16 protein-coding genes and 1 pseudogene are annotated in these 24,139 nt (G+C 48.8%); 11 read left to right on the top strand and 6 right to left on the bottom strand.

All coding sequences use genetic code 11. The annotated features are described in order from the left end of the window. Window positions 1-129 precede the first annotated feature (129 nt). The 3 genes from AC14M5_RS13595 to AC14M5_RS13585 all read right to left on the bottom strand — a co-directional run bounded on the left by AC14M5_RS13595 (window position 130) and on the right by AC14M5_RS13585 (window position 4,766). The gene (locus AC14M5_RS13595) at window positions 130-1,686 is read right to left on the bottom strand and encodes a serine/threonine protein kinase (RefSeq protein WP_484030215.1); all 1,557 of its coding nucleotides are present in this window, start codon (window positions 1,684-1,686) and stop codon (window positions 130-132) included. Between the two features lie 241 nt (window positions 1,687-1,927). After that, window positions 1,928-2,566 (bottom strand): YigZ family protein, encoded by a 639-nt coding sequence (locus AC14M5_RS13590; protein ID WP_484030214.1) that lies wholly within the window; start codon window positions 2,564-2,566, stop codon window positions 1,928-1,930. A gap of 13 nt (window positions 2,567-2,579) precedes the next feature. Beyond that, a complete protein-coding gene (locus tag AC14M5_RS13585; protein WP_484030213.1) occupies window positions 2,580-4,766 on the bottom strand; it encodes a sensor histidine kinase in 2,187 nt (728 codons plus the stop codon). Window positions 4,767-5,249: 483 nt separating this feature from the next. Between AC14M5_RS13585 and AC14M5_RS13580 the strand changes: the two genes are divergently transcribed. Further along, the gene (locus AC14M5_RS13580) at window positions 5,250-6,035 is read left to right on the top strand and encodes a tetratricopeptide repeat protein (protein ID WP_484030212.1); all 786 of its coding nucleotides are present in this window, start codon (window positions 5,250-5,252) and stop codon (window positions 6,033-6,035) included. A gap of 41 nt (window positions 6,036-6,076) precedes the next feature. Here AC14M5_RS13580 and fdhF read toward each other — a convergent pair whose 3' ends face one another. The 3 genes from fdhF to AC14M5_RS13565 all read right to left on the bottom strand — a co-directional run bounded on the left by fdhF (window position 6,077) and on the right by AC14M5_RS13565 (window position 10,936). After that, a complete protein-coding gene (fdhF, locus tag AC14M5_RS13575) occupies window positions 6,077-8,293 on the bottom strand; it encodes a formate dehydrogenase subunit alpha (RefSeq protein WP_484030211.1) in 2,217 nt (738 codons plus the stop codon). A gap of 81 nt (window positions 8,294-8,374) precedes the next feature. After that, window positions 8,375-9,064 (bottom strand): 2Fe-2S iron-sulfur cluster-binding protein, encoded by a 690-nt coding sequence (locus tag AC14M5_RS13570; protein WP_484030210.1) that lies wholly within the window; start codon window positions 9,062-9,064, stop codon window positions 8,375-8,377. Window positions 9,065-9,103: 39 nt separating this feature from the next. Next, window positions 9,104-10,936 carry an NAD(P)H-dependent oxidoreductase subunit E gene (locus AC14M5_RS13565; RefSeq protein ID WP_484030209.1) on the bottom strand — a complete coding sequence of 611 codons (1,833 nt, stop codon included), beginning with the start codon at window positions 10,934-10,936 and terminating at the stop codon, window positions 9,104-9,106. Window positions 10,937-11,027: 91 nt separating this feature from the next. On the opposite strand from AC14M5_RS13565, the gene AC14M5_RS13560 reads away from it, so the two are divergent. The 10 genes and pseudogenes from AC14M5_RS13560 (at window position 11,028) to AC14M5_RS13515 (ending at window position 24,003) form a co-directional block, all read left to right on the top strand. After that, entirely contained in the window at window positions 11,028-11,771 is a 744-nt protein-coding gene (locus AC14M5_RS13560) for a GntR family transcriptional regulator (RefSeq protein ID WP_484030208.1), read from the top strand. A 13-nt stretch (window positions 11,772-11,784) separates the two neighbouring features. Further along, window positions 11,785-12,441: a cobalamin B12-binding domain-containing protein gene (locus AC14M5_RS13555; RefSeq protein WP_484030207.1), complete on the top strand. Its 657-nt coding sequence runs from the start codon at window positions 11,785-11,787 to the stop codon at window positions 12,439-12,441. A gap of 30 nt (window positions 12,442-12,471) precedes the next feature. Next, window positions 12,472-13,944: pseudogene (locus AC14M5_RS13550) on the top strand (trimethylamine methyltransferase family protein); the annotation flags it as partial. Between the two features lie 146 nt (window positions 13,945-14,090). Then, window positions 14,091-15,569 carry a trimethylamine methyltransferase family protein gene (locus AC14M5_RS13545; protein WP_484030206.1) on the top strand — a complete coding sequence of 493 codons (1,479 nt, stop codon included), beginning with the start codon at window positions 14,091-14,093 and terminating at the stop codon, window positions 15,567-15,569. Between the two features lie 151 nt (window positions 15,570-15,720). Next, window positions 15,721-17,196 carry a trimethylamine methyltransferase family protein gene (locus AC14M5_RS13540; protein ID WP_484030205.1) on the top strand — a complete coding sequence of 492 codons (1,476 nt, stop codon included), beginning with the start codon at window positions 15,721-15,723 and terminating at the stop codon, window positions 17,194-17,196. A gap of 2 nt (window positions 17,197-17,198) precedes the next feature. Beyond that, complete coding sequence (locus tag AC14M5_RS13535; protein WP_484030204.1) at window positions 17,199-19,013, top strand: S9 family peptidase; 1,815 nt, start codon at window positions 17,199-17,201, stop codon at window positions 19,011-19,013. A 100-nt stretch (window positions 19,014-19,113) separates the two neighbouring features. Next, window positions 19,114-20,532 carry a trimethylamine methyltransferase family protein gene (locus tag AC14M5_RS13530; RefSeq protein ID WP_484030203.1) on the top strand — a complete coding sequence of 473 codons (1,419 nt, stop codon included), beginning with the start codon at window positions 19,114-19,116 and terminating at the stop codon, window positions 20,530-20,532. Window positions 20,533-20,642: 110 nt separating this feature from the next. Continuing rightward, window positions 20,643-21,800 (top strand): M20 metallopeptidase family protein, encoded by a 1,158-nt coding sequence (locus AC14M5_RS13525; RefSeq protein WP_484030202.1) that lies wholly within the window; start codon window positions 20,643-20,645, stop codon window positions 21,798-21,800. 124 nt (window positions 21,801-21,924) lie between these two features. Continuing rightward, the gene (locus AC14M5_RS13520) at window positions 21,925-22,800 is read left to right on the top strand and encodes a dihydropteroate synthase (RefSeq protein WP_484030201.1); all 876 of its coding nucleotides are present in this window, start codon (window positions 21,925-21,927) and stop codon (window positions 22,798-22,800) included. Between the two features lie 129 nt (window positions 22,801-22,929). Then, complete coding sequence (locus tag AC14M5_RS13515; RefSeq protein ID WP_484030200.1) at window positions 22,930-24,003, top strand: alpha/beta hydrolase family protein; 1,074 nt, start codon at window positions 22,930-22,932, stop codon at window positions 24,001-24,003. The last annotated feature ends 136 nt before the right edge of the window (window positions 24,004-24,139 follow it).

The raw sequence follows: 24,139 nt of genomic DNA, 5'->3' as shown, positions 1-24,139 counted from the left end.
AGCACGGCTCCCTGAACTAGCTGATCGTTTCTTGAACCAGTTGAATTCGACTGCTTTCAAAAGCTCCTTTCTAGAACGCTACGGCTATGCCGCGATTTGTCCGATGTTTAATTGATTCGTCCATAAGTTTTAGGGTAAATGTACACAGTTGCCGCTGCCGAGGATTATCGAGTGATCGGTATTGGCGACCAGTGCGCACATCTGTGATGCGCTTCGGGGGCGGTTTGCAATTAGATACTGCGTGAATGGGGGATCTCCATACTCTCCCCACGTCATCTTCCATGTATCAGAGCTGGGCGAACCTGCCTGTTGAGGTGGAACCGTATCAAAAAACATATGGACGTGTAATGAGTCAGTAAAATCATGAACTTCGTAATCCACTACATAAGTAATGTCTTGAAGACTGATGGATGTGATGACGACATAGGGTCCCCTGGGCGTGGCCGTAGCCAATGATACGGCGATTTCAGGTGCAATTACAGGGGCGCTAGGATATTCAGTGATGATCGGCACTGCCCCTAGTTGGGCAGTTTGTGGAGGTTCTCCAGTCTGTTGGGATGGTGTTGTATCGAAAAGCATGCCGCCTAGGAAGAAGGATATCGCAAAGCATGTAATGGCAATGAGACCGATACCAAACACCCGCAGCAATTTAAAAGAACCTGATGAACTGGCGGGGGTGGAAGATGTAGTTGACGTATTGGGCGTATAAGGCAGAGGCGTGGCAGATGCTGCTTGGACAGAGGCAGGCTTATCTTGAGTCAGACCGACTGCTTTTGTCTCCAGTCCACGAGCGGTGACAACCCTGGGCTCCGGGTTCACTCGAATATAGGTAGCCTGCCCGCCAATATAAGCCAGTGCACGCCGCAGGTCTATGGAAAGTTCCGCAGCGGATTGGTAGCGATCTTCGCGATCTTTGGCGAGGCACTTTTCAAGAATATCCACAATAGAAGGATGAACATCCGACCTGAAACTGCGCACATCAGGCACGGGCTCATTTAAATGCATCATCATTAACGTCATGGCGGAATCAGAAACAAATGGCGGATGTCCGCTCAACATCTCGTATAGAGTTATACCCAGGGAATAAATATCTGAACGATGGTCGGCGACCTCGCCGCGAATGATCTCCGGTGACATATAGCGTGCGGTACCGACCACTGCACCAGTGGATGTGTGGTTCTCGCCAAGAATTTTTACGATGCCGAAATCCATCAGAATAGCCTGACCTTGCGGATCCAACATAATGTTTGCAGGTTTGATGTCGCGATGAACCATGCCGCGCTGATGAGCAAAGCCTACCGCGTCGCTTATGTTGATTGTAAAATTCAAGATATCTTCAAGGGGCAAATTACGGTTTTCAGATACAAGGCGTTTCATGCGATCCTGAAGTGTTTCCCCGGGAATGAACTCCAGGATCATGTAATACACGCCGTTATCGTTATTGAAATCATAGACCTGCACGATATTAGAATGCCGCAGGCTGGCCACTGCGGAGGCTTCGCTCTCAAACCTAAGAATAAAAGTTGGATCTGATGATAGATGTGAATGGATTAATTTGACAGCAACAACACGTTTGAGGTTTGGGTCTGTGGCCTTATAGACCGCAGACATACCACCCTGGCCAAGCAAGGCATCGATCTTATAGCGTCCACTTAGAGTCCGCCCGATCCAGCTAGGTTGTTCCATACCAACTCCACTAAAGACTACACTTCGTTATCAACAATAACAAGATAACCTAAGTTGCTACTATACTCTCGTCGTGTCATGCTGAGGGGCGCTCTTCGCCCCGAAGCATCTCTGACACTATAAACGCAGACCCTTCGGTCGCGACGAACGCGCTCCCTCAGGGTGACACATTTTTTATGTCAAGGTGGCAACTTGAGTTAAGATATAAGCTATTGCATTTATTATAAACCGTTACAAAAAGCTAAACAACGGCGATGATGGAGTCTTTTGACTCAATCACTTCAGGTTTCAGCTTCCCTGCCGAGAGTTCAAGCAGTTCGTTCTGGAACGCATCATAACTTTCAACTGGAAATTGCATCGTCATGGTTATATCCCCCGCAAATTCTTCGCTAAGAATTTCGCCATGCTGACGAGTTGTCAACAGGCGCACGCGTTCCAGCAGATTATATGGGATCGCGAGCATGACCACCTGAACAGGGACTCTCCTCCCCCGCTTCACAGCATTGACCACTGACTGCGCAGACTCAGTATAGGCTTTTACCAACCCGCCAGTGCCAAGCAAAGTGCCGCCAAAATATCGTGTGATCACAAGCGCCGCATCGCCAAGTCCACTGCCACGTAGGACCGCCAGAGCAGGCTTACCCGAAGTGCCGCCCGGTTCGCCATCATCCGAAAAATATTCCGTCACCGTATTTCCGCCGCCGATGATGTAGACAGGCACATTATGGGTCGCATCTGCAAATTCCTTTTTGATGCGCGCAATAAACGCCCGCGCCTCGTCTATGGAAAAAGCAGGTGCGAGCGTGGCAATGAAGCGCGAGCTCAGCACGATATGCTCGCGTCGAATTTCAGATAAGGGAACAAGATATTTTGCTGTCATGAGTTGGTCTTGTTTATGCTTGAGGAAGCGTGAAATAAAATGCGCTGCCTTTACTGATCCCTTCTGATTCAAGCCAGATGCGCCCGCCATGTACTTCGACAATCCTCTTGACCAGCGTCAGCCCTATGCCTGTGCCCTCCTTATCGGGATTTAAACGGTTGAAGAGACCGAATATCTGTTCATGGTATTTTGCGTCGACACCAATCCCATTGTCCATAATAAAAAATATTGGAAAACCCGATTCTTCATCAAAGCCACTTGTGCCAATGCATATGGTGGGATGCGGCTGATCACCCATAAACTTGATGGCGTTGGAGAGCAGGTTTTGTAAGACCTCAATTACCCGCGTTCGATCACAATGAATGACCGGGAGTGAGGGTTGAATTTCGATCTTTATGTTTTCGGCCATTGATGGAGACAGCGTAAGATCAAGGGCGTCTTTCACTAGGTCTTCAAATGCAACATTTTCCGATGGGTTAATAATTCTGCCTACCCTTGAAAGATCGAGCAGGTCTTTCAGGAGGGTCTGCATGGTATCTGCCGCTTTGATGATCCGGGTTATGTCATCGTCAAAGCGCGAAAAATCACCTTTTTCAGCATCGCGCCTGAGGTAACCCAGATAACCACGAATGGTGACAAGCGGAGATTTAAGATCATGCGAAACAGTATAAGTAAAGCGTTCCAGTTCGGCATTTTTCGACTCCAACTCATCGATCAGGTCAGAACGCTCATCGAATAAACGGGCAGTCTCAATGGCATTGGCAACCTGGTCTGCCATGGTTTGCAGCGCAGTAATATCTGCATCTGTGAATGCAGCTTCCCTTTCAGACTGAATGGTCATGGCTCCGATCACCTCTCCGTGCGTTCGAAGAGGCAGAGCCAGCTCAGAACGGGAAAGCGGCAGGAGTGGATTCTTAAAGTGTACGTTATCCTTTCCCACATCCAAAGCAATGCGGGCCTGGTTATTTGCCACGCACCAACCCACCATGGATGTATTCCCGATCATCAACGAATGTTTTGCGGCCAGCATTAGTTTTCCGCTTTCCCCGGTTGCAGCACGCAAATTAACCATTTCAAATTTTTCATCCACCAGAAAGATGCCCACATAATAATAATCAAAATGAGAGCGGATCAGCTCCACTACCTTCGAGAGCAGTTCATTCAATTCCAATATCGAGGATGCGGCACTCGAAACTTCGCTGGCGGTGATCAGTTGAGCGGTTCGGGTCGTGAGGGTTCGGACTACGTCTTCACGAGTCTTTTCGGACATTTTTCTTTCGGTGATATCTGTCCACACCCCAAGCCAATATTCAGGCTCTCCCTTTTCATTCCGAACCAGTAACGCTTCATCCCTGACCCATATGATATTGCCGCTCTTTGAAATAAGCCTGTAATCAAGTACGAAGGGCTCGCCACTTTCGTTGGTGCGCGCGTTCTCGGAGGCGACATAAGCCTGGTCAGGTGGCACGATGAGCTTCTTCCATAATAGAGGATCTTGTATAAATTCTTCTTGTGTATACCCCACTAATTTTTCAACTTGAGGACTCACGTAGGTGGTCAATGAATCAGCCGAAATATCATTGATATAAGTAACAGTGGGGATATTTTCCAAAAAAGTTCGATACTGGCTTTGAGTGAGATGCGCTCGCGTTATGGCTCTGGTAGTAGTATTCACCGAAACCCGGTGAACAAGATATGCTATTACAAAGAAAAATCCGTAAATGATCAGCCTGGCAGTGGATGAATATTGAATAGGGCTGGGTAAAAGGCCAAGTAAATCAGCGTAAGCAAGAAGCCATCCAAATAGAATGCTAAGGAGGGCTATGAATAATCCGCTTGAGGTTCCCAGAACCAGGGAGCTTAACAATATGACCAAAAGATGGCCGACAAATATTGGGGCCGTCAACCCGCCTGCCGTGAATGCCATCACTGAAACGGTAGACCATAGAAAAGCAATTAATAGAAAACTAGCCAATCTCAGATTTCCCCGATTGACCAACCATATGATGAGTACATTGCAGGCGCAGGTTGTTCCCGCTACGTAAACGGAACGGGTCAATAATTCCGGTGCCGCAAAATAGAACAATACAATAAAACCAAGGCTTAAACCGATGAGACTTTTCGCAATCGAGCGAAGTAGTTCCCCATGCAAGTCGTCTTCAGGTCTTTCTGATATTAGAGGCAACGGATCGGTTTTCATGAGGGAACGATATTATTTTACTTGATTTCCAAATATAATCTGCGCCCGCGAAAACGCCCGTACAATATTGTTAAGACCCAATATTCGTAGCAGACCTGACATGTCTCATCTGCGCCGAGGCTAACCGAGTTGCTTGCGAGGACAAGGGTGCTAGTCCGCCAGGATCACGTGAAGACATGTCAGGTCTTTTCTATTTGCCTGTATAATTCCTTCAAAGGAGCCACAAATGGGGCGCATCGAAAAAACCGTTTTCATCAGTTATCGCAGAACAAATTTTCCGTGGGCATACTGCATTTATCAAGACCTCACCCACCACGGGTATGATGTTTTTTTGACTATCAAAGTATTGATAGCGGGAATTTCGAAAAAGTAATTCTTGAAAATATTAGAGCGCGAGCACACTTCATTATCATTCTTTCACCATCGGCTTTGGAACGATGCAATCAACCTGGAGATTGGCTTAGGCGGGAAATAGAAACGGCCATGGGTGAAAAGCGTAACATTATTCCCGTAATATTGGAGGTTTTTGATTTCGGAGACCTAACAGTCAAAGATGCGCTAACAGGCAAACTTGCTTCTCTTAACGGCTATAACGGGATGAGTCTTGTCGCTGAATATGTTGAAGCGGGCTTTGAGAAACTTCGCAACCGTTTTCTGAATGTTGCTATTGAAGATATTTATTTGCACACTTTAGCGGAAGACGCCAAAGAAATTACCGAAACCCAAATGGCAGTTGCCAATCAGGCGCCATCAGTAGAAATAGAACAACTTACTGCACAGGAATGGTTTGAACGAGGAACTAAGTTAAACGACAACAGCGAAAGTGAAATTCGTTGTTACACAGAAGCCATTAAGCTCGACCCTAACTTCGCTATTTACTACATGATGCGCGGATCAAGTTACGGCATAAATGGCAAATTCGATGATGCAATTTTAGACTTCGACAAGGCCATTGACATTGATAAAAATGATAGCGATACGTATTTTGGTCGTGCTCTCATACACGACAAAAAACTCGATTTTGACAGCGCTCTTGCAGATTACAACAAAGCAGTTGATCTCAATGTTGGCGATGCTCGCGTTTATATCAATCGCGCACTAATTTTTGAAAAGAAAAAGGATTATTCTGCAGCAATTGTGGATTATGAGAAATATCTTGAACTAGGGGGCGGAGAAGAATATGGTGACCAAAAAGAGTGGGAGGAAAAAATTAAGAACCTAGAGAGTCGGTTGGCGAAGAAAAGAACTCCGAAGAAAAAATCAAAATAAAGCAAATGGAGTGGGTTTTCGAAAACCCACTCCATTTGCTTTTAGTATCTTCCTCTACTCAAAACCACATCTGGATTTGCCAGATCATCTTCCCTTGCAGGAAATATCTGTACTGCACAGGCTTTGAACTCGGGGATTTTTGCCTGCGGGTCAAGCGCATCATTCGTCAGTAAATTCGCGGCGGCTTCAACAAAGTGGAAGGGAATGAAGACCACGCCAACCGATGTTTTCTCGGTTACCGTTGCGCGCAGAATAACTTCACCGCGTCTTGAGGTAACCCGAACTGCATCGCCGTTTCGAATGCCGTGAATCTCAGCGTCAGCCGGGTGCATTTCGACTCGCGCTTCGGGGTAGGCTTCGTTGAGGGATGAGTTACGAGTCATTGTGCCGCCATGCCAATGTTCAAGAACGCGGCCTGTAGTTAGGATGAATGGATATTCATCATCAGCTTCTTCCATCACAGGGACAAATTCTAATGGGTGGAATTTTCCACGTCCGCGAGGGAAGGATTCTTTAAATAGGGTGGGTGTGCCGGGGTGAGTCATATCGGGCACAGGATAGATCAAGCCAACTTTATCTATGCGGTCATACGTTATGCCGGCATAATCCGAATTCACATTACCCATCTCTCGCAGGATCTCTTCGGGGTTGGAATAATCCCATTTCGCCGATTCAATTCCAAGTCGGGATTCGAGGCGCAGGGCTAAATCGCAGATGATCTCCCAATCGACTCGTGATTGTCCGCGTGGAGGTTGAGCCGCACGCACACGTTGCACGCGGCGATCTGTATTGGAGAAGGTCCCATCTTTTTCGGCGAAGGGAGTGGCAGGCAGGAACACATCCGCGAAGGCGCCGCTCTCGTTGATGAAAATATCCTGCGAAACGAGGAACTCAAGTTGCTGCATATGCTTGCGCGTTTCATTCAGATTCGGCTCAGACATCATCGGGTTCTCGCCCATGATAAACAACGAACGGATGCCGCCTACATGTGCGTGACTCAAAATTTCAGTGGTGGTCAAACCAAGCTTGCGCGAAAGCCCGCCGGGCTCGATATTCCAAGTCTTTTCCCATTTCGCGGCATTATCATCATTATCAACGCGCATGTAACCAGGGTAATGAAACGGCATACAGCCCATGTCACTCGCGCCCTGCACATTGTTTTGTCCGCGCAGTGGATTTAATCCCGTGCCATCGCGGCCAATATGACCGGTGAGAAACGCAAGGTTGATGAGCGCAAGCGCACTGGCCGTGCCATGTGAAAGTTGCGAGATGCCCATGCCCCAATAGATGGCCGCGTTTTTCGCGCTGGCATACAGCCGCGCGGCCTTGCGGATATCCTCGGCTGGAACACCAGTTATTTCTTCGGCATACTCTGGTGTGAAATCCTCCAGCGTTGCAAGGAATTCCGTGTAGCCTTCGGTACGGTCATCGATAAAATCGTGGTTGACAAGATTCTCCTCCACGATCACATAGGCCATGGCTGTAAACAACGGCACATTCGTGCCGGGCTTAAGCGGCAGCCACAACTCGGCAAAGTCAACAAGTTCGATTCGACGCGGGTCGATTACGATCATCTTCGCGCCATGTTTCTCAACTGCTGCTTTCATCTGCAATCCAATGATAGGATGATTTTCCGTGGTATTTGAGCCAGTCACAATGAACACATCGTTCATGACCACCTGCGAAGCTGTATTACTCATCGCGGATGAACCTGTGGCCTGCTGAAGCGCAACCACGGAACCCGCGTGACACAAACGCGTGCAGTGATCCACGTTATTCGTGCGGAAGATGGCGCGATACATTTTCTGCAAAAGATAATTATCTTCGTTGGTGGCTTTGGCGCAGGCATAAACTGCCATGGCATCCGAGCCATCGCGTTTGTAAATGCGAATAAGATTATCGGCCACGATATCGAGCGCAGTGTCCCAGTCGGTTTCGACCCAATCCCAGAAATTAGAGATTAGAGAATTAGAGATTGGTTTGCCATCCGTACTTACGGCAAAGACTTGTTCTCTGCCTTCGGGTTTTGGCTGGCCTTCCAGCAAATATCGCCGCACTAACGGGGTGGTCACCCGTTTTGGATGATAGACATAGTCATAGCCAAAGCGTCCCTTCACACACAAATTACCGTGATTGACGGGCGAATCAAACGGCGAGGTGACTTTAAAGATATGGTCATCTTTGATATGTAATTCCAAATTACAGCCCACCCCACAATATGGGCAGGTGGTGGTGACGATTCGGTCGGGTTTTATCATTCGTACCTCCAAAATCAAAAACGAACCGCCAAGAACGCAAAGATATTCTGTTTTTCTTCGCGGCCTTCGCGCTCTTCGCGGTTAATTCTTGCGTTTCTTCCTTCCGGTATTCAAAACATTAATTTCCTGCGGGCTCATGCCCTGTTCCAATAAATATTCGCGCTTCGGTTTCAGTGCGCCAGTTGGGCAAACCGCAACACATTGCCCGCATAAGACACAACTTGTTTCCGGAATCGGTTTTTCAAAAAATGTGCCGATCTGAGTTTCAAACCCACGCCCATCGAAGTTGATCGCGAAAGTATATTGCGCATCTTCCGCGCAGACTTGCACGCAGCGCCAACACAACAAACACTTCGAGTAATCACGTACATACATCGGGTTGTCATCTTTGATTTCCGATTCTCTGCGTTCGGCATCGGGGAATCGGCTGGTTGACGCACCATATTCATACATCATCTGCTGGATTTCAGGAGCTTCGGACAGATCCATCGTGGATGCAAGCATTTCAAGAATCGTTCTGCGTGCGCGGATGACTTTTTCGCTTCGAGTCTGGACCTTCATGCTTGCTCCTGCTTTGACAATACACGCAGGCTGGAGCACTCTCTGCCCTTCCACCTCTACGACGCAGATTCTGCAGAGAGCATTTGCCGTGGTCGCCTCATGGAAGCAGATAGTGGGAATATCCTTGCCCATTTCACGAGCTACATCAAGCAGAGTTTGATCCTGCTCAGCATTTACTTCCCGTCCATCAATGGTTAATGCAACTGTCATGAGTTCACCTTATAGTTTGTCAAAAGTTGAGGGTCAAACTTACTTTTTCCTGGTTTTTGTTTCCTTGCTTTTCTTCGTCGTTGCTTTTACAACCTTCTTAACCGTTTTCGACTTCGCCTTTGACGCTTTAGATACCTTGGACACTTTGGATGCCTTAGTTATTTTCTTTCCACTTTCGTCTTTTCCCTTCGACAGCAAGCTGTCGGATTCCAGAGTAAACATCTCTGGCCATAGATTCATTGCAGACAATACAGCACTCGCCGCAGTCTGACCCAAACCGCAGAGACTTGCATCTGTCATCGTCCAACCGACATCTTGCAAGCGGATGAAGTCCTCATTTTCAGCTTTGCCTTCAGCCACTCGATCGAGAATTTCCATCTGGCGTTGTGTACCCATCTGGCAGGGATAGCATTTGCCGCAGGATTCGTGAGCGAAGAATTTTCCAAGTCTCTTCAACACATCACGCAGATCACGAGTCTCGTCAAACACCATGATGACGCCTGAGCCGAGGGGCAAACCTACTGAGCGTAAATCTTCGAAAGTTAATTTCACATCCAGGTGCTCGGATGTAGCAAATGCTCCCGCCGCGCCGCCAAATAAAACGGCTTTGAGAGATTTCTTGCGGGCTACGCCACCGGCCATGTTGAGCAGTTCACGCAAGGTCACACCGAATGGAATCTCATACAATCCCGGTTTTGCCACGTCACCGGAAACGCAAAACAATTTCGGGCCCGGTGATTTTTCGGTGCCCAGCTTACGATATTCAACCGAACCATTCGAGAGGATAAGCGGGACGTTACAAAGTGTTTCGACGTTATTAATAACAGTCGGCTTATCGAACAAGCCGTTCGTCGTCGGGAAGGGCGGCTTCACACGCGGGAATCCGCGCTTCCCTTCGATCGATTCAAACAGCGCGGTCTCCTCGCCACAAATGTAAGCACCAGCGCCGACGCGAATTTCAATATCAAATCTTTCACCGAGATAACCTGCATTGCGCGCCTCAACGAGTGCATTTTCCAACACAGGCACAATGTATGGATATTCCCCGCGAATATAAATATAACCTTTACTTGCGCCAATCGCATATGCGGCAATGCACATGCCTTCAATAGTGCTGTGTGGATCGTCCAACAAAAGGACGCGATCCTTGAAAGTACCGGGTTCAGATTCATCTGCATTGCAAACGACATATTTTTGATCGGCTTGCGCCTTGGCCGCACCCTCCCATTTGATTCCTGTTGGGAATGCTGCGCCGCCACGTCCCACCAAACCTGAGGTTTTGATCTCGGCAACCACATCTTCTGGCTTCATTTGCAAGGCTTTGGTGAAGCCCTCATAACGTCCATACTTTGATAGAGATGTTGTTTCACTTCCGCAATTTTTGGTTAACAAGCGGATCGTGCCACCCACAGCGGATAAGGGACGAAAGGCTTCTTCCGCGCCCAGATACACAGTGGACTTATCACCCTCGGTCGTTAACATAGCCGGTACCTGCTCGCACAGCCCAAGACATGGACTCGGCTCAATGGTTAGATTCAACTCCGGGTGAGTCTGATGCGGTTCCACTTCATATTGTTCGCAAAGTTTTTGCAAGAGTCCGTCTGAATCTCTTAATCCACAGGCTGGGTCGACACAAACACGAATGATCTTTTTACCGACAGGCTTGTTATAGAACATTGAATAGAATTCGATCACACCGTGCACATCGGCAAGAGGCACCCGCAGAGTTTGCGCAACTTGAGTGGCAACTTCCTGAGGCAGCCATCCATAAATATTTTGAGCCGCGTGCAAGGCTGGCAACAGCCCGGAGCGGCCCAAAGGAATATATTTTTCAATTGCAGGTTCTAGAGGGGTGAGATCAATTTCAGACATGAAGTCTCCAATATGCCCAGTATAACCGATGACATTTTTCATGACATGAGGCACTTCCGAAATCAGGGGTGATTATATATAATATATAATTATGGCGTCAATACCAGAAAAAGAACTTACCCACAAACCACTCAAAGAAGAAATCTACGACGCGTTGCATCGTCAGATCATCGCGGGCAAATATGCGCCCGGAGACTGGCTCAGGCAGGAGGATATTGCCAGCCAAATGGGCGTAAGCATGACCCCCGTCCGAGAAGCACTTGATTTGCTTGTTTCAACGGGTCTTGCAGAACGTGTGCCCTATCGAGGTGTACGTGTACGGGAAATGTCCACCAAGGATATTGTGGAGGCGTATGGCCTGAGATTGATACTCGAGGCGATCATTGCCAAAGAAGCAGCGCTGAACATTACATCTGACCAGGTTTTGGGGCTGAAAAAGATAATGGATGAAATGAACAGGCATGTAAAGCTGAATGAGATGCCGCTGGAACGTCAATTAAGCCGCGAGTTCCACACCGCAATTGCCGAAGCATCAGGAAACGATTTGCTGATCAAGTTATATGCTGTTGTTGCAAATGCCTTCCCCGATTGGTTATTGTATGAGGCCTTGTTCCGCAAACCTGAACTGCTTGCGGGCAGCGTTGCACAAACCCACGATGAACATACCGCAATTCTAGTTGCGCTTGAAAAAGGCGATGCAGACAGAGCCGTGCAGGCTTCCATTGAGCATGTAATGGACTCCGGCAAGTGGCTGGAGGAATATCTCAATATCCCTGCGAAAATGTTAAGAGAAAAAGAAAAGCAAGTATCCCATTGGATAAAGAAATCAAAATGAAACAGGAGGCAGTATGTCGGAAGAACTATATAAACAGATGGCGCAAAGCATTATAGACGGGGAATCGGAAATCGCTGTTGATCTTGCGAAAAAATCCATCGAATTGAATATGCACCCATTGGAAACGATCACGAATGGATTTGTGGTGGGCGTGAATTATATTGGGGATCAATTCGGGGCAGGTGAAGCATTTCTCCCTGAATTGGTGATGGCGGGTGAGGCGATGAAAGCCGCAGTTGCGGTACTGGAACCTGAATTACTCAAATTAGGTGAGGCTCGCGAAACGATGGGGCGCGTTGTACTCGCCACCGTTGAAGGCGACATCCACGAGATCGGTAAGACCCTGGTTGGCACAATGTTGAGCGCCTCTGGCTTTGAAGTGACTGACCTCGGGGTGGATCAGCCTGCCGCAAATATCATTGGCAAAGCGATTGAAATTGATGCGCAGATCATCGGCATGAGCGCATTGCTCACCACCACGATGGTTCGTCAGCGTGAAGTGATCGAAGAGTTGGATAAGGAAGGTCTGCGCCCACGCATCAAAGTGATGGTTGGCGGCGCTCCAATCACCCGTGACTGGTTTCAAAAAATAAAAGCCGACGGCTACTCTGAAGATGCTGTTGGTGCGGTAAAGGTTGCGAAGGAATTGGTAGGGAAGGCAGATCAATAAACGTTAGTACCAGCTCAGAGAGAAGAGAGACATAAGCCTCGGGAGGGCCCTATGTCTTATAAGAATATAAAAACGATCAGCAATCCAAAGCTGAAACTTGAAATCTTAACAACTGAAGATGTACAAAAGATCCACGATGCCACTTTAGAGATCATTGAAAAAGTCGGCGTGAGGTTTCCATCCAAACGTGCGTTGGAAATTTGGGAAGCCAATGGCGCAGACGTAAACTACGAAAAGAAGATCGTGCGTGTCAAGCCGCAGATCATCGAAGATGCGCTCAAGAAAGCTCCGCCTGCATACAAACTTGCAGCGCGTGACCCGCAGCAGGATTTACAACTGGATGGAAACCACGTCCACCTTGGAACCGATGGTTGCGGTGTAGAAGTACTCGACATCAACACTGGCGAAAAGCGCACCTCATGTTTGCAGGATGTTCGTGACATTGTCCGAGTAGCTGATGCAACTGAAGAAGTTGCATTCCACTGGGTTCCCGTCTCTGCACAAGACACACCCGCAGAAGCACGCGGGCTGCATGAAGTAAAAGCTGTTTGGGAGAACTCTACCAAACACGTGCAGACCGAGTCCATTTACAACGTGGAAGAGGCAAAAGCCGCGATTGAAATGGCTGCACTGATCGTTGGCGGAAAAGATAAGCTCCGCGAGCGGCCAGTCCTTTCGCTGATGCAATGCACGGCTCCCCCACTTGGACATGATGGCGGCTCGCTTGACGCAGCGCTATTAGCCGCAGAAGTTGGGATCCCAACTGGCTTTATGACCATGGCAGCTTGCGCCACTACTGGCCCCACAACCATGGCTGGCAATCTTGCAGTTGGAAACGCGGAAGTGATCGCGGGAACGGCTCTTTTACAACTTGCATATCCGGGCGCGCCCGTCTTTTATGCGGCGGCGCAAACCGCATCTGACCTTCGCACGGGTGCATATACAGGTGGCGGCCCAGAGGACTTTCTCTTTGGCGCGGCAACCAATGTGCTCGCGGACTTTTACAACATTCCACTATCAATGGGTGCATTTGCCACTGGCGCGAAAGAACCAAACTGGCAGGCAGGGCTCGAAGGCGCAATGTCCAGTTTCATGGCTAGTGTGGTGATGTCCGATATGCTGCTCGGATGCGGATTCCTGCACGGCAGCCGCATCTGGTCTTATGCAGAGATGATGATGGACTGCGAGATCTTCTCCATCGTTCATAAGATGATGCAGGGCATTGAAGTCAACGATGAAACGCTCGCCATGGAATCGATTGCAGCAGTCGGGCCCGGCGGCCACTACCTCGCCCAGAAACATACCCGTAACCATATGCGTGAATTATTCATGCCCAAATTTATGGATCGCCGCCCATACTCTGAATGGGAAACCAAAAAAGATGATGCCCGTGATTGGGCTCTCACCAAAGCCCGCAAGATATTGAAAGAACATCAACCCGATCCGCTGGATGAAAAGATCAGCAAGGAGTTTGACAAGATCATAAAGTCTGTTGAGAAGTAATAGGGAATAAGTGATAGGTAACGAGCGACGAGATACGAGACTCAATACTTATCACCATACATTAACGAACTCATCTTGCGTCTCACCTCTTATTACTTACTCCCAAATCTTATTACTAGTTACTCGTATCTCATTAGAGGTGTCTTATGCAACCCAAACTTACTCTCCTAAGTGACGAGATGATCGCCCGTATTTTGGAAGAGGCCTATCAACTTCTTCTTAAACCTGGCATCAAAGTTCAGAACCCCGAAGCAAGGGACTTGCTCTCGGCGGCTGGCGCAAAAATTGACTCAGATACTCAAGTGGCGCAGATTCCCGCCCAGATCGTACACAAAGCGCTCGAAAGCGTGCCGCGCGAGTTTTATCTCTACGATTATGACGGCAACCCTACAGTGCATTATGGCGGCGACTCAGTCCATTTTGACCCAGGCTCGTCAGGCATCACCATGCTCAACCCTGAAACCTTGGAGCATGACACTACTGAGACTGAACACCTGATCCGTCTGCTCAAGGTAGCAGAACAACTTCCGCAATATGACGCGCAATCTACTGCCGTTATATGCCATGATGTCCCAAAAGACATTCAAGACTCATACCGCCTGTATCTTGTATTGCTGCATTCAAAGAAACCCATCGTCACAGGCGCATTTACAAATAAGACCGTTCAGGAAATGATCGATATGCTCGCGATTTTTGCGGGCAGCAAGGAAGCCGCAAGAGAAAAGCCTCGTGCCATCTTTGATGTGTGCCCCGCGCCACCGCTTATTTGGAGCAACTTTGGTGCAGGAAATCTCATCGCCCTTGCACGTGCAGGCATCCCAGCGGAAATCGTATCTGTTCCCCTCTCGGGTGCGGCGGCTCCGGTCACCATGCTGGGTACGATCACGCAGCACACGGCTGAATGTCTGGCGGGCATCACCATCCATCAACTTGCGCATGCGGGCTCACCCATCGTTTGGGGTGGCGCGGCAGCCATCTTCGACATGCGAAAAGGTGCAACCCCGATGGGCGCAGTTGAAACCGCCATGCTCGATTGTTCTTACGCACAAGTTGCTAAGACTCTTAACATGCCCACGCATACCTATCTCGGCGCAACGGATTCAAAACTCGTCGATGCACAGGCCGGGCTCGAAAGCGGAATCTCAGCCATGATCGGCGCGCTCAGCGGCATCAACATGATCTCAGGTTCAGGCATGTTGGATTTCCTCGCCTGTCATAGCGCGGAAAAACTTGTGATAGATGCCGAAGGAATTTCGATGGCAAAACGTATGCTTGGCGGAGTCAAACTCCATACCGAAACGCTCGCAACAGATTTTTATGACGACAAGATCAATTTCAAAGGCGGCGACTTCCTCAAGCAGCGGATAACCATGCAGCTTTTCCGCGAGGAACAGCACCTGCCGAGCAACGTAATTGACCGCGACTCAACTCGCGCATGGAAAGCCAATGGAAGCCTGGACACTTTCAGCCGCGCAAAGGTTATGGTGAACGAATTACTCGCCTCTTACCGTCGACCTGAACTTGACCCTGCTCAAACCAGCCGACTCCACGCTTACGTTTTGGACCTCGCCAAAAAAGCTGGCATCGAACAATTGCCCATACTGGAAGACTTTCAGCCTGCATAAATCTGCGCGGCCTGGGCAATCGGAGATGGATGCGACGAACACCAAGCGATACATAACGAGTTACGGGTAACAAGGCGATCTTGCAGCTCATTACTCACTTCTCGTTACTCATCTCTCGTATCTCATAACTCTATTACCCAGGAGGCGCACCATGCAACCCAAACTATCTTTGCTCGATGATGAACTGATCGGGCGCATCGTTGAAGAAGCATATCAATTGATGATCAAACCTGGCATCAAAGTGCAAAATGCCGAAGCAAGGCAACTGCTCAATGACGCAGGCGCGCTGGTGGACGAAGAGACGATGATCGTCAAGATCCCGGAGCAAATCGTCCACAAGGCACTGGAGACTGTTCCTCGCCAGTTCAATCTATATGATTACGATGGCAATCCCAAGGTCCAGTACGGAGGCGATGCTGTTCAGTTTGACCCCGGTTCCTCTGGAATCTCCGTCCTCATCCCAGAGACACTTGAGCATAAAACTGCCGAAACTGAAGACTTGATCCGCGTCATAAAAGTGGCAGAAAGCCTGCCTCAATACGACGCGCAATCCACGGCCGTTGTTTGTGACGATGTGCCAAGGGAATTGCATGACCTGTATCGTTTGTATCTGGTCATGTTGTATTCAAAGAAACCCATTGTTACGGGCGCGTTTACCAACACGACCGTGCACCACATGATCGATATGCTCGCCATTTTTGCAGGCGGGCGCGAAAAATTACGTGAGCAACCACGCGCAGTCTTCGATGTTTGTCCGTCGCCTCCGCTGATCTGGTCAAACTTTGGCGCAGGCAACTTGATGGTTTTGGCCCATGCGGGTGTGCCTGCTGAAATTGTCTCCATGCCACTCGCGGGCGCTGCCGCCCCGGTGACGTTGCTCGGCACAGTCACACAACACGCCGCGGAATGTCTTTCAGGCATTGCAATTCATCAACTTGCACAGGCTGGCTCCCCCATCGTTTGGGGCGGCGCTCCTTCAACTTTTGATATGCGTAAAGGCAGCACGCCGTTCGGTTCAGTGGAAACCGCCATGATCGATTCGTCTTACGCGCAGGTCGGCAAATCCCTTGGCTTGCCGACTCATGCTTACCTCGGCGCAACCGAATCGAAAGTTATGGATATGCAGGCTGGTCTCGAAAGCGGCATGGGCGCAATGATCGGCGCATTGAGCGGCATCAATATGATCTCTGGATCAGGCATGTTAGACTCTCTCCTTTGTCAAAGCCCTGAAAAACTCGTCATCGACGCGGAAAGCATTGCGATGGCAAAACGCATGGTACAAGGAATGAAGATTCATACCGAAACGCTTGCCACAGGTTTTTATGAAGGCATCAATTTCAAAGGCGGCGATTTCCTAAAACAACGCATTACCATGCAGCTCTTCCAAAAGGAACAGCACATGCCCGGTAAAGTGATCGATCGCGACTCGATGCGCGGCTGGAAGGAAACAGGCTCGATGGATACTTTCACTCGTGCAAAAATCCGCGTGAAGGAAATCCTCGCCTCTTACAAGCGACCTGAACTTGATCCTGCTAAAGAGGCTGAACTCCACGCTTTTGTTTTGGACCTCGCCAAAAAAGCAGGACTCGAACACCTGCCAATGATAGAGGATTTTCAACCTGCTTAATTATGCTCAACCTCTCCCAACTTCTCCGCGTCCCTCATATAGATAATGAATTACGATTCGCCATTTCGCTTGATGAAAAACAAATTATCTTTTCGTGGAACAAAACGGGAAAGTGGGAATTATGGAGTTGGAGTGCGAAATCTCCCGATTTTGCACAAGGTGATCCAGTCCAAAGTCTGGAGACGTTGGACTCCGCAATAAAAGGAGCCAAGTTCTCGCCTCAATTTTCTCCCGATGGCTCAATGCTTGCGTATGCGCTTGATCTCGATGGCCATGAGTCTTATCACATTGTGCTTTATGATCTTAAAACAAATATCTCAACAGACTTAACGCCCAATATTGCCTACGCGCATCAGCCGAATTTCTCCTGGTCACCGGATGGAAAAATGCTGGCCGTGCTTTCAGATAAGCACGGCCAGTTTGCATTACACCTGCTCCCTACTGATGGCACTCCGGGGCGGTTGTTGAAAAATGTATTTCACCCCTGCTGGGATGTGACCTGGTCACCAGACGGCCAATGGATCGCAAGTGAAGCCGAGTCGACAGCCAGTGACAGAAGCATTTATGTCATGCCAATCAATCGTCCACGCAAAGGTATGAAAGTACATACAACACAACTTAAATTGAACGGTCAACTTTTAAATGCACAAAACCCTGCATGGTCACCTGATTCTAAATTTCTGGCATTCTCCGGTGAAAATGATGAATGGCATGATATTGGGTTGTTCAACGTTGAGACTCAGGAAATCACCTGGGTCAACGAATCCATTGGCGATGATACTCAACCTGCCTGGTCGCGAAGCGGAGAAATTATCGGGTGGGTACATGCTGAAGGGGCACGAACCAATTTCCAGTTTAAGAAAGGAAGCGATCCAGTTAAGGAGAAAAAGGTTGGAGATGGTGTCCACTACTTTTCGCAGTTCACAGCTGATGGCGTTGTAATTCTGTATGAAGACCCGCAACATCCATGTGACTTATGGAAAATAAATCTTGAAGATGGTACAACACAACAATTAACAAATTCATTGCCTGAAGAATTACAAAATGAGGAATTTATTCAGCCTGAAGAGGTTTGGTATGCAGGCAAAGATGGCGTGCAAGTGCCCGCATTGTTGTATCGCGCGAAGGATAGCAAACGTGCGGTAATAAATATTCATGGTGGGCCGAATTGGTTGTTCCAATTTTTGTGGTATCCGATCATGAGTCATATGGCTTCGCGCGGCTGGACGGTGCTCGCGCCAAATTATCGCGGCTCAACGGGCTACGGAAAGAAGTGGCAAAACGCAAGTCGCTTCGATATGGGCGGCATAGACACAGACGATTGCGCGGCGGGTGTGAAATACTTAGTTGAAAATGGACTGGCTGACAAAAACAAAATTGGCGTAACAGGGAGAAGCCATGGCGGCTATCTCACGATGACTTGTATGACGATGTATCCCGAATTATGGGCGGTTGGCTCGGCAGTGGTGCCGTTCTTGAATTGGTTGAAATCACATAAAAATTCACGAGAAGACCTGCAACATTGGAACATCGAAAACATGGGTGACCCTGACGATAATCGCGAGCTATGGATCGCGCGTTCACCTTATTTCTTTCTGGATAAAGTAAACGCGCCCGTGCAAATGATCTGCGGAGAGAACGACCCGCGCTGTCCCGCATCGGAATCCACCGATGCGCGTGATAAATTGATCGAACTAGGCAAGGAAATTGAGTTGCTTTTGTACAAAAATGAAGGGCATTCGTTTTTGGATATGGAGAATGTAATTGATTCAGAAGTAAAGCGTGTGGAATTTTTAGCGAAGGTGTTGGAAGAGTAACATGCGTCATTGCGAGGAGGAAGCTCTTTCCGACGAAGTAATCTCGTCAATATAGTACAGATTGCTTCGGGCAAAGGGCAAGAGCATAAGAGGAGAATGTATGGAGAGGTTGAAATTTTTATCGGACGATGAAGTAAAAGCCATGCACGAAGCCACACTTCGCATCATGAGTGAAGTAGGTGTCATCTGGACGCATAAACCAAGTTTGGATATCTTACTTGGGGCAGGTTGCACATTGAAAGGCAACCGCGTCTGCATGCCCGCAGACCTTGTGATGGATTGTGTTGCAAAAGCAAACAAACGCCCAAAGATCCGCGGGCGCAATGGTGTGGTGAATGAATTAGGTAGCGGCAATTTATATTTTCATAACCTGGGCGGTGCGCGTGATGTGTTTGACGCAAGGACTGGTACAAGGCGTATTGCAACCGATCGGGATGTGATCGACGCCACCCGCGTTTTGGATGCGCTGCCAAACTGTCACACGGTGACTCCGTTCTTCACGCCGCAAGATGTGCCTGGCGAGTTGATGTCACTTTTCATGTATCGTCATTCACTCCCCCACACAACCAAGCCTTTGCAAGGGCCTGGCATACAATTTGCAGAGGAAGTAAAGTACGCAGTCGAAATGGCGCAAGTGGTCGGCACGCCTGCAAATGAATTAACGCTGTCACTTTCTCCTGTCAGCCCGTTGACCATTCACGAACCTGCCGCGGCGGCTATTGTTGAAATGGCAAAAGCTGGCGTCGTTTGTGCCAATCTTCCTGCCCCAACGGGCGGCGCAACTTCACCAATGACCATTACAGGAAGCCTTGTGCAGCAAAGCGCCGAGACTCTTGCGCTGCTTGTGTTGGCGCAAATCGTCAACCCTGGCTGTGGTGTTGTGTATTGCGGACGACTCGGAATGTTAGAGCCACGCACGGGATTGATCTGGGGCGGAGTGGAACTGGGCTTATCCTCCGCTGGCACGATTCAACTCGGACATTTTTACGGGTTTAGCGTTAACGTGTATGGGTTTTCAACGAATGCCCATACACTTGATGCCCAAAACGCCTTCGAGCGCGGACTGAACGCCACCATCCCCGCATTGGCTGGCGCTGATGAACTCTCTGGCATTGGTGAAATGGAAGCAGGTGTAATGGGCTCTTATGCGCAAATGGTTTTGGACAATGAACTAGTTGGAAGCGTGATGCGATTACGCACAGGTTTATCGGCAGATGCGGAACATCTTGCAGTTGAAATTATCGGCAACGTGATGGATGGCACGCGAAATTATCTGGGTCAAAAACATACACTCAAACATTTGCGTGCGGGCGAACTGGCGCTCACAAAACTTGCAGAACGCAACTCATGGGAGACCTGGGAAGATAAATTGGAACGAAAACAAATGGCCGATTATGCCGTTGACATGGCCGAAAAAATTCTGCGCGAACATCAAGTGCCGCCACTGGAGCCACAGCAAGAGAAGGAACTTGATAGAATTATGGCAGCGGCTGAGAGGGAGATGGTAAGGAAGAAGTAATACTTACGTCCTGAGCGAAGTCGAGGGACAGGCAGTTGACAAACAAAAGCGCTTCGACTGCGGTGCAAAAATCGCACCTCCGCTCAACGTAAAAAACTTTGGAGGTATTTATGTTAAAGCAAGCACATGCAATTACAGAAGAATTGATTGAATGGCGGCGTGATTTTCACATGCACCCCGAAACGGGCTTTGACGTTCATCGCACAGCAAAGATTGTGGCGGATGAACTGGAGAAGATGGGATATCGCGTCAAACGCGGCGTTGGCAAGACTGGTGTCGTTGCGGATATTGGCGAAGGCGGCAAGCTGGTCGCCATCCGCGCGGATATGGATGCGCTGCCGTTGCAGGAATTGAACGATACTGAATTCAAATCCACCGTGGAAAATAAAATGCACGCCTGTGGACACGACTCACATACTGCCATGGCGCTCGGCGCGGCGCAACTGATCGCAAAGGAAAAGTTGAATGGTCGTATCCGCTTTCTCTTTCAACCATCTGAAGAAACCGCGGATGAGGAAGGAAAAAGCGGCGCGGTACGCATGTCTGAGGAAGGTGCAATGGAGGGCGTGGACTATGTCATCGCACAGCATGTAGACCCGACTCAGCCTGTCGGCACGATTGCGATCAACGCCGGGCCATGCTCAGGCGGCGTGGATTCATGGTTCGGAGTCATCCAGGGCAAAGGCGGGCATGGCGCTTATCCACATACAACAGTTGACCCGTTCTTTCTTCTCGCGCATGTGATCATTGCATTGAATGGAATTGTCTCACGCAGGCTTGACCCATTTGCCCCTGCAGTTGTCAGCATTGGGTCGATCAATGGCGGTTTTACTGAGAACGTGATTCCCGATAGCATCAAGTTGACAGGAACCATGCGATTCACAACTCCTGAAGCACAGAAGCAAATCCATGATGAAATGAAGCGCGCTTTTGAAGTCGCCAGGGCACTTGGCGGTAACTATGAACTTAAGATCGAGCTTGGTGCGCCACCCATGATCAATGATGAATATGTCTCAAAAGTAATGGAAGAAGTAGGCAAGAATTTACTGGGTGCGGAAAACGTGCAGGAATTACATAAATCCCTCGGCGCAGAAGATTTTGGTTCTTTTATGGCACATGCCCCAGGCGCAATGTACACGATTGGCGTACAGAAGAAGGGTCATGAAGGTTATCTGCTCCACCATCCCAAATTTGATCTCGACGAGAGGGCTTTGCCAATCGGTACAGCGATGCTGGTAGAAACGGCGAAGAGGTTTTTGAAGGAATAAATAAGAAAGCAAACCTGACAGGTCTCATACACAGCTTTGCTAACAGGGCTTCGTGCGTGAAATGGGGCTACTATTTGTCGTGGGTTTTTGGAGACCTGTCAGGTTTAATATTTTTGGAGGGCACATGCATACGATACTAAAATCAAATAGCAAGGAGGTCATCATCGGCATCGACAAGCCGTTCGTGATGATCGGGGAGAAGATCAACCCAACGGGCATTAAAAAACTGGGGCAGGCGCTTGTTGACAAAAATATGGACTACGTCAAATATCTTGCCAAGCGTCAGGTAGATTGGGGTGCAGATGTTTTGGATGTGAATGTCGGCCACCCTCAGATCGATGAGGCCGACATCATCCCAATAGTGGTGGAAGCGGTTAAATCAGTTGTGGATGTACCATTATGCATCGACTCAAATGAGCCCAAGATTCTGGAAGCTGGTCTCAGAGTTGCGCCGGGTAAGCCATTGGTGAACTCTGTCAACGGGGAGGAAAAACAATTGGCGAGTGTCCTGCCTATTGTTAAGGAAAGAGGCGCGGCTGTCATCGGGTTGACGATTGCCGATGAGGGCATCCCGCCCACAGCCGAGGGTCGTCTCGGAGCGGCGGGTAAGATCATCGAACGAGCCGCAAAGATGGGGATTCCGATTGAAGATATTATTATCGACCCGCTGGTAATGACTGTGGGACATAACAGTCTGGCTGCAACAGTGACCTTGAAAGCGATTGAATTAATCAGAATGGAATATGGCGTAAATATGAGCCTAGGCGCGAGCAACGTTTCGTTTGGCCTGCCCGATCGCCATTCTGTGAACAGCTCATTCCTGGCTTTGGCTATTCAAGCAGGCGTTACTTGTTCCATTACAGACCCGATCAAATTAGGCAGTTCAATTCGCGCAACAGATCTTCTGCTTGGCAAAGATACGAACTCGATACGCTATCTCAAATACTTTCGTGCAACGGAAAAGTTACGAGAGGCAGAAGCAGCGACGAAGTTGGTATAAAGACCTCGGAGTTCTTGGAGAAAACAACAAGAGGCGGTAATAAACCGCCTCTTGTTGTTTTCTTAATAAGTGACCTTACGAAGTGTCATGCTGAGCGATAGCGACACAATTATTAGAGGAATACTTAAAATGCAAAAAACTTTATTGGTAATTCTGGCCACGATATTTTTTATAACAGCATGTACTGCCCAAGCGGCTGTGCCTGCGTACCTGCCGAGCACTGCATCTACAGTCACTGCATCCAGCATAAATACTTTCATCCCTACAACTACACTCACTTCAACGCCGCTTCAAACAGCAACGCCCGTGCCTCATCCGATGAGCATCATGGCCTTGCGCGCAGGTGATTACCCCGGCAGTGAGGTGACAATTGTAAAAGAGTTGGATAAAGGACTAAACTACCATCGTTATTACGCTTATTATCTTTCAGAGGGATTGAAGATTTATGCCCTGCTCACCATTCCAAATGAACAACCTCCTGAAGGCGGCTGGCCTGCCATCGTATTCAACCACGGGTACATTCCGCCAGATGTGTATCGCACTACCGAAAGATATATTCATTACGTGGATGAAATCGCAAAGGCGGGATATGTCGTTTTTCGCATCGATTATCGTGGGCATGATGCTTCCGAAGGCGAGGCAACTGGCGCGTATGGCGACCCTGGTTATCAAATCGATGTACTGAATGCTGTAGCATCCATCAAGCAATTGCCTGAAGTCAACCCTGAAAAAATCGGCATGTGGGGTCATTCAATGGGCGGCTATCTGACGCTGCGAACGATGGTGATTTCAAAAGATGTGAAAGTTGGCGTGATCTGGGCAGGTGTGGTCGCCTCCTATACGGATATGCTATACAACTGGCGGCGCACTGGCTCATTCACACCGTCACCCAGTTCACGCGGTGTTGGCTGGCGCAGGGGATGGATTGAAACATTTGGCACGCCCGAGCAGAACCCTGTTTTTTGGGATTCGATTTCGGCCACATCTTATCTCTCCGATCTTTCTGGACCGTTGGAGCTGCACCACGGAACCGAAGACGAAGACGTCCCTTTAGAGTTTTCCATTCGCCTTGCCGAGCAGGCATGCGCGGTTAATAAGGTTGCGAATCTATATACCTACGAAGGCGATAATCACAATATCGCCACCAACTTTTACACCGCCATGGACAGAACCATTGCATTTTTTGATTTGGTCTTGAAATAATCGAATAGGTATCCCGCTAGCAATTAATAACTCACTTGACGAGAGTCTAAACCCGTTATTTGCGCAAATAGTATGGGACATCAATAATTACTCGCTGGCCTCCCAGTTTGCGGCGATGATAAAGCAAGGCTGCTTT

Source organism: Candidatus Villigracilis sp. (assembly GCF_057083605.1).
Note: the sequence above shows the minus strand (reverse complement) of the source record. Positions and strands in the feature narration are given on the sequence as shown.

Coding starts and splice junctions, on each gene's coding strand:
- AC14M5_RS13595 (WP_484030215.1), bottom strand. CDS start 1,686: ATGGAACAACCTAGCTGGATCGGGCGGACTCTAAGTGGACGCTATAAG.
- AC14M5_RS13590 (WP_484030214.1), bottom strand. CDS start 2,566: ATGACAGCAAAATATCTTGTTCCCTTATCTGAAATTCGACGCGAGCAT.
- AC14M5_RS13585 (WP_484030213.1), bottom strand. CDS start 4,766: ATGAAAACCGATCCGTTGCCTCTAATATCAGAAAGACCTGAAGACGAC.
- AC14M5_RS13580 (WP_484030212.1), top strand. CDS start 5,250: ATGGGTGAAAAGCGTAACATTATTCCCGTAATATTGGAGGTTTTTGAT.
- fdhF (WP_484030211.1), bottom strand. CDS start 8,293: ATGATAAAACCCGACCGAATCGTCACCACCACCTGCCCATATTGTGGG.
- AC14M5_RS13570 (WP_484030210.1), bottom strand. CDS start 9,064: ATGACAGTTGCATTAACCATTGATGGACGGGAAGTAAATGCTGAGCAG.
- AC14M5_RS13565 (WP_484030209.1), bottom strand. CDS start 10,936: ATGTCTGAAATTGATCTCACCCCTCTAGAACCTGCAATTGAAAAATAT.
- AC14M5_RS13560 (WP_484030208.1), top strand. CDS start 11,028: ATGGCGTCAATACCAGAAAAAGAACTTACCCACAAACCACTCAAAGAA.
- AC14M5_RS13555 (WP_484030207.1), top strand. CDS start 11,785: ATGTCGGAAGAACTATATAAACAGATGGCGCAAAGCATTATAGACGGG.
- AC14M5_RS13545 (WP_484030206.1), top strand. CDS start 14,091: ATGCAACCCAAACTTACTCTCCTAAGTGACGAGATGATCGCCCGTATT.
- AC14M5_RS13540 (WP_484030205.1), top strand. CDS start 15,721: ATGCAACCCAAACTATCTTTGCTCGATGATGAACTGATCGGGCGCATC.
- AC14M5_RS13535 (WP_484030204.1), top strand. CDS start 17,199: ATGCTCAACCTCTCCCAACTTCTCCGCGTCCCTCATATAGATAATGAA.
- AC14M5_RS13530 (WP_484030203.1), top strand. CDS start 19,114: ATGGAGAGGTTGAAATTTTTATCGGACGATGAAGTAAAAGCCATGCAC.
- AC14M5_RS13525 (WP_484030202.1), top strand. CDS start 20,643: ATGTTAAAGCAAGCACATGCAATTACAGAAGAATTGATTGAATGGCGG.
- AC14M5_RS13520 (WP_484030201.1), top strand. CDS start 21,925: ATGCATACGATACTAAAATCAAATAGCAAGGAGGTCATCATCGGCATC.
- AC14M5_RS13515 (WP_484030200.1), top strand. CDS start 22,930: ATGCAAAAAACTTTATTGGTAATTCTGGCCACGATATTTTTTATAACA.